General features: G+C 69.9%; 4 protein-coding genes and 1 pseudogene. 2 read left to right on the forward strand and 3 right to left on the reverse strand.

Annotated features, from left to right (window positions below; all coding sequences use genetic code 11):
- On the reverse strand, positions 1-1,474 hold a 1,474-nt coding region (locus I5I_RS02170), incomplete at its 3' end, for a sensor histidine kinase (protein WP_239639993.1).
- A 139-nt stretch (positions 1,475-1,613) separates the two neighbouring features.
- Between I5I_RS02170 and I5I_RS02175 the strand changes: the two genes are divergently transcribed.
- Positions 1,614-3,149 carry a CitMHS family transporter gene (locus tag I5I_RS02175; protein ID WP_036315962.1) on the forward strand — a complete coding sequence of 512 codons (1,536 nt, stop codon included), beginning with the start codon at positions 1,614-1,616 and terminating at the stop codon, positions 3,147-3,149.
- A gap of 27 nt (positions 3,150-3,176) precedes the next feature.
- Here the strand turns inward: I5I_RS02175 and I5I_RS02180 are convergent.
- Positions 3,177-4,081: pseudogene (locus I5I_RS02180) on the reverse strand (NYN domain-containing protein).
- A gap of 1 nt (position 4,082) precedes the next feature.
- Entirely contained in the window at positions 4,083-5,099 is a 1,017-nt protein-coding gene (locus I5I_RS02185) for a Gfo/Idh/MocA family protein (protein ID WP_036315964.1), read from the reverse strand.
- A 36-nt stretch (positions 5,100-5,135) separates the two neighbouring features.
- Here I5I_RS02185 and I5I_RS02190 point away from each other — a divergent pair.
- The coding region (locus I5I_RS02190; protein ID WP_036315966.1) for a M20/M25/M40 family metallo-hydrolase at positions 5,136-5,575 on the forward strand (440 nt) is incomplete at its 3' end.

Consider the following 5,575-nt stretch of genomic DNA (forward strand, 5'->3'; position numbering starts at 1 on the left):
ATTCGAGCTCGGTCCCGGGGNATCCTCTAGAGTCCACCGGCGTCCCACCGGCGCCGGAGTCGGCGACGGTGAGGACCAGATCGTGCCCGTCGCCGAAGCATCCGATCTCGACGCGGCGCGGCGCAGGCCCTTCGACAGCGGCTCGGATCGCGTTGTCGACGAGGTTGCCGAGCACGGCGGCCACATCCTCCACCTCGACCAGGTGCGCCAACAGCAGCGACTCCGGGTCGACGGAGACCCGTACGCCGCGCTCTCCCGCCTCGAGACCGTGCGCGCCGATGAGGGCGTGCAGGAGGCCGTCGCCGATGCGATCGATGTTCTCGACCGGGTAGTCGACGGGCCCGCGATGCAGCTGCTCGCCGAGGAACTCGCGAGCCTCGCCCGGGCGGTCGGCGTCGAGCATGCCGACGGCGACGTGAAGGCGGTTCGCGAACTCATGCCGCTGCACACGCAGTGCCCCGGTCATGGCCCGCACGGTGTCCAGCCGTTCGCTGAGCGCAGCGACGTCCGTGCGATCGCGGACGATCAGCACGGTGCCGAGGTTCCGCCCGGCGTGACGCACGGGCTGCGCGTCGGCATAGAGCACCCGGTCGCCCACGACCACCGCCTCACTCGCGGTGCCGTCTCGAGCCGCGGTGACGATCGCGGGGGCGACGCCCAGCTGCTCCAACGTCGTGCCCGAGGGGTCGCCGAGTTGCAGCATCCGCCGCGCCGCATCGTTGCAGAGGCGCACGACGCCGCGGTCGTCCAGCGCCACGACCCCGTCGCCGACGCCGTCGAGGACGGCGGCCTGGTTCTGCACCAGGGCGACGAGCTCTTCCGGCTGCAGACCCAGCGTGAGCCGCTCCCACCGTCGTCGCAGCACGATCGCGGCGATCGCTGCCAGCAGCACGCCGGCGCCGGCCGCTGCGGCGATGCCGCCGAGCAGCGCCGGCAGGTCGTCGAACACGCTGGAGGGTTCGAAGCCCACGCTCACCTCGCCGACCGGGGCGGCACCCGCGGGGTGGGTGCCGTCGGCGCCCGGGGGCCAGATGGGCACCTTCGCACGCGCCGAGACGCCGAGCGTGCCCTGCTGCCATGTCACGACCTCGTTGCCGGCGAGCACCTCGCGGAAGTCGGTGCTGACGGGCCGGCCGAGCAGCGCGGGATCGGGATGCGCCAGACGGATGCCGTGGTCGTCGGTGATCACGACGAAGAGGGTGCCGGTGTGCGCGGTGACATCGGCGGCCAGTTCCTGCAGCGGACCGCCCGACAGATCCGCGCCGCGGGGTGTGCCGGGATCGGCGCTGATCTCGGTGACCTCGGCGCGCACCTGCGGGTCGACGGCGATCGTGCGGGCGATGTTCAGCGCGGAGGTCTCGGCCGCTGCCCGCAGCTGCTGGACGCCCAGAAGGACAAAGACGAGAACGCACACGGCGACGACCGCGATCACCGTGGTCAGTTGCACGAGCATCACCCGCGTCGCGAACCTCATCTGGTGAGCATAATGCGCTGAACTCGCGTTGCGCGCAGAAGTCCACGCAATGAGAGATAGCGCGCGCGGGCGGGGCGAGATCCCTAGAGTCGCGGAATCCGGTCGACGAGGCGCGTCGACCGCAGACGAAGGAGTCGAGATGCCCCCTGTTCTCACGTCACTCGCGGCCGCGGCCGATGAGGGCTACGACCTGGCGTTCACGCCGTCGGACGGCGTGCTGGTCGTGCTCGGGTTCACGATGGTGCTCACGTTCATGGCGCTGATCATGACGCGCCGACTGACCCCCATGGTCGCCTTGATCGTGGTGCCGACGATCTTCGGCCTGTTCGCCGGCGCCGGCTTCGGTCTGGGCGACATGGTCATCGACGCGATCAAGTCCATGGCACCCACCGCCGCCCTGCTCATGTTCGCGATCATGTACTTCGGGATCATGATCGACGTCGGCCTGTTCGACCCGCTCATCCGTCTGATCACCCGCGTGCTCGGCGACGACCCCGCGAAGGTGGTGCTGGGCACCGCGCTGCTCGCCGGTGCGGTGTCGCTGGACGGTGACGGCTCGACGACGTTCATCATCACGACCTCGGCGATGCTGCCGATCTATCTGCGTCTCGGCATGAGCCCCGTGGTGCTCACGTGTGTCGCCGGACTCATGAACGGCACGCTCAACATCGTGCCGTGGGGCGGTCCCACCGTGCGCGCGGCATCCGCCCTTTCGCTGCAGCCGACGGACATCTTCGTGCCCATGCTCCCGTCGCTCGCGACGGGTCTGGTGATCTCGTTGGGCTTCGCCTGGTTCCTCGGGCTCGGCGAGCGTCGCCGTCTCGCCGGGTCGATCGACACCACCCGCATCGAGTCGACCCGCGGCGACGGCATCTTCGGCGCGCCCCGACTGTTCCGCGGCGCCGAGCCGAAGCCCGGTGCTGCCGCGACGCTGCGCACCGGCAACATCGTCACCGTGCGGGGAGCCCGCGGTGCGGTCGCCGCCACCGCGCTGGTGGATGCCGCCGACACCGCCATGGCCGACACCATGCTCGACCCGAATCGGCCCACGCTGCGCCCGCGTCTGATCTGGTTCAACCTCGCGCTGACCGTCGTCGTCATGGTGCTGCTGGTGCTCGACCTGTTCCCGCTGGCGTTCGTCTTCATGGTCGGTGCGGCGATCGCGCTGATCGTCAACTTCCCGAAGCTCAAAGGCCAGGCCGACGAGATCGTCGCCCACGCGCCCTCGATCGTCGGGGTCGTATCGATGGTCCTCGCCGCGGGTGTGCTGGTCGGCGTCCTCAACGGCACCGGGATGGTGACGGCGATGGCGTCGTGGATCACCGCGGTGATCCCCGCCGAGATGGGCCCCTTCCTTGCGGTCATCACGGGCGTGCTGTCGATCCCGTTCACGTTCTTCATGTCGAACGATGCGTTCTACTTCGGCATCCTGCCGGTGCTGGCCGAAAGCGCCTCGCACTTCGGCATCGCGCCCGTCGAGATGGCACGCGCCTCCATCACCGGGCAGCCCGTCCATCTGCAGAGCCCGCTCGTTCCCGCGATCCTGCTGCTGGTGTCGCTGGCGAACGTCAATCTCGGCGATCACCACAAGAAGGTGCTGTGGCGGGCCGCGCTGGTCTCATTGGCGATGCTCGCCGTCGGCGTGCTGGTGGGCGTGATCCCGCTCGCCGCCTGAGGGCGGTTGCGGCGCGGCCGACGGGCATCAGCTCCCGTCGGCCGCGCCGTCGTCGCTGGAGTGCGGACGCACGCGCACGATGTTCGTCGTCTCGTCGATGTCGGCGACGCCGGGGTAGGCCTTGACGAAGTCGGAGAAGGACCGGTGGCCGAGGGCCTTCTCGCTGAAGGACGGATCCATGCGCTTGAGCAGGTTCTTCACCGCCGAGAGGTGCACCCACTCGTCGTCGGTGCGCTCCTGCTCCAGGCGCAGGGCACGCCGCAGAAGCTCCGCCGTCGGGTCCTCGGTCTTCTTGCGTCGACGCGACGATGACGGGCCCGCCGTGGCGGCGGCATCCGCCTTCTTCTGGGTCGCGGCGGACGCCGGCAGCACCACTCCGGGCAGCGAATCGTACGAGTCGAACTGATCGCATGCGGCCGCGAGCGACTTGGCCGTCGAGCCGGCCACGCCGACACCCACCACGACGCGACCCAGACGCTTGCACCGCTGCGCGAGCGGCACGTAGTCGCTGTCGCCGGCGACGATCACGACGTGGGTGAGGTCGGGCAGGCGGAACATGTCCTCGACGGTGTCGACGGCCAGACGGATGTCGGCACCGTTCTTCGCGTAGGCCGCCGCGGGGAACAGCTGCACGAGGTCGACGGCGCGCGCGACCAGCTGCGAACGGTACAACGCGTTGACCGGCGACGACCAGTCGGCGTAGGCACGCGTGAGCACGAGAGTGCCGAAGGACGCCGCGTAGTCGATGATCGCCCCGACATCGATCGTGGCCTCCTTCAGGCGCTGGGCGATCTCGGGGGCATCGGGGTCGGCGATGATCTCCGGCGGTCGGCGGCGTAGGAGTTGCGCCCATGCACGCGGTCGTACCAACTCATGACGATGTTGTCGAAGTCGAGGTAGACGGCGACGCGGTTGCCCTGCAGCTCGATCATGTCAGCGCTCCTTCGGGTAGGTCACGCCGAGCCGGCCCCGCACGTCGTCGAGCGCGTGCATGATCGCGATCGACTCCGCGAACGGCAGCAGGTCGCTGTCGGTGCGACCGGAGCGCAGCAGGCGCTCGGCGGCGAGGGCCTGGAACTGCATGCCGCGGCCGTCGACCTCGCTGCGGTACTCCTCGATCAGGGTGCCGTCGGTCGCGGTGACCCGGAAGGAGGTGGGCTCGTACCAGACGCGATCGATGTCAATCCGGGCGTTCGTGCCGATCACGTGGGCGGTGTTCGGACCGGCGGCGCGCGAGCTCGTCGCGATCGACGAGATGGCACCGCCCGCGTGGACGGCGGCGATCGCGACCTCGGTGTCGGCTCCGGTGTCGCCGAGGCGGCCCACCGCGCGGATGTCGGTCATCGGTCCGAGCACGTCCCACGCGAAGGAGACGGGGTAGATGCCGAGGTCCAAGAGGGCACCGCCGCCCAGTCCGAGAGCGTTCAGCCGATGCGCCGGATCGGTGGGCAGCGACTGCGTGTGGTCGGCGATGACCGTGCGCAGCTCGCCCAGGGCGCCGTCGGCGATGAGTTCGCGGATGCGGATCATGTGCGGCAGGTACCGGGTCCACATCGCCTCCATCGCCAACAGCCCGCGCCCCGCGGCGATGTCACGGATCGCGATGGCCTCGTCGGCATCCAGGGTCACGGCCTTCTCGATGAGAACGTGCTTGCCGGCCTCCAGGGCGAGGATCGCGTGCTCTCGGTGATGACTGTGCGGGGAAGCGACGTACACGATGTCGACGTCGGGGTCGGCGACGAGCTCTTCGTACGACCCGTGCGCGTGAGGGATGTCGTACGCGGCGGCGAACGCACGCGCCGACTCCGGGCGGCGCGATCCGACGGCGGTGACGGTGAGCCCCGCCGTCCGCAGGTCCTTCGTGAAGGCGTGGGCGATGCCGCCCGTGGCGAGGATTCCCCAGCGGATGGGCGCGGTCGGCACACTCGTGCCGGGGGCGTTGTCGGTCATGCGACGAGCCTAGCCGCGCGCGCGTAGGCTCGAGCCGTGAGTGCCGACACCGAGGCGTCGATCGCCCGATTCCGTGAGCTGCTGCAGATTCCGACCGTCTCGCACGCGGACGAGAGCCTCGTGGACGCGGATGCGTTCACGCGCTTCATCGACACGCTGGCGCGTCTGTATCCGACCGCGCATGCCGCTCTCGAGCGTGAGGTCGTCGACGGCTACTCCCTGCTGTTCCGCTGGTCCGGCCGGCAGAGCGCGGCGGATCCGCTCGTGCTCATGGCCCACATGGACGTCGTCCCCGTCGTCGACGAGGAATGGGACCACCCGCCGTTCGGGGCCGAGGTGGTCGGTGAAGGTGTCGATGCCGAGATCCACGCACGCGGCGCCATCGACGACAAGGGCGCCCTCGTGGCGATCATGGAGGCGGTGGAGGAACTCGCCGCGGAGGGCTACGCGCCGACGCGCGATGTCTACCTCGCCTC

It is taken from the genome of Microbacterium sp. B24, assembly GCF_000333415.1.
Taxonomy (GTDB): domain Bacteria; phylum Actinomycetota; class Actinomycetes; order Actinomycetales; family Microbacteriaceae; genus Microbacterium.

Excerpts from the sequence above, each read along its gene's own strand:
- I5I_RS02175 (WP_036315962.1), top strand. The coding sequence starts at position 1,614 with ATGCCCCCTGTTCTCACGTCACTCGCGGCCGCGGCCGATGAGGGCTAC.
- I5I_RS02185 (WP_036315964.1), bottom strand. The coding sequence starts at position 5,099 with ATGACCGACAACGCCCCCGGCACGAGTGTGCCGACCGCGCCCATCCGC.